The organism is Clostridium sp. DL1XJH146, assembly GCF_054819755.1.
The window spans coordinates 1-237 of record NZ_JBTVVN010000182.1; the positions used below are offsets into that span (position 1 = coordinate 1).

Below are 237 nucleotides of genomic sequence, written 5' to 3' on the forward strand. Positions count from 1 at the left end.
CTTCGAGCCTTACAGATATTGAGAGCAGAGCTGTACTCCCCGTACGCGAGGTTTTGCAGTTTTCGCAGCAGCGAAGCGACGCAGCAGATCGCCGCTTTTCAGCGGTCTGCTAGGTTTCGTAGAGGCGCGCTCCCTTTGGCGTATCCTCCATGCTCCAGCCCGCCTTGGCCAGCTCGTCGCGCAGGGCGTCGGCCTGGGCGAAGTCCCGGGCCGCCCGGGCCACCTCGCGCCTTTTCA

1 protein-coding gene is annotated in these 237 nt (G+C 63.7%); it reads right to left on the reverse strand.

Annotated elements, in window-relative coordinates:
- Positions 1–109: 109 nt before the first annotated feature.
- The gene (locus tag ACVHXK_RS19015; protein WP_461207960.1) at positions 110–223 is read right to left on the reverse strand and encodes a hypothetical protein; all 114 of its coding nucleotides are present in this window, start codon (positions 221–223) and stop codon (positions 110–112) included.
- Positions 224–237: the final 14 nt, after the last annotated feature.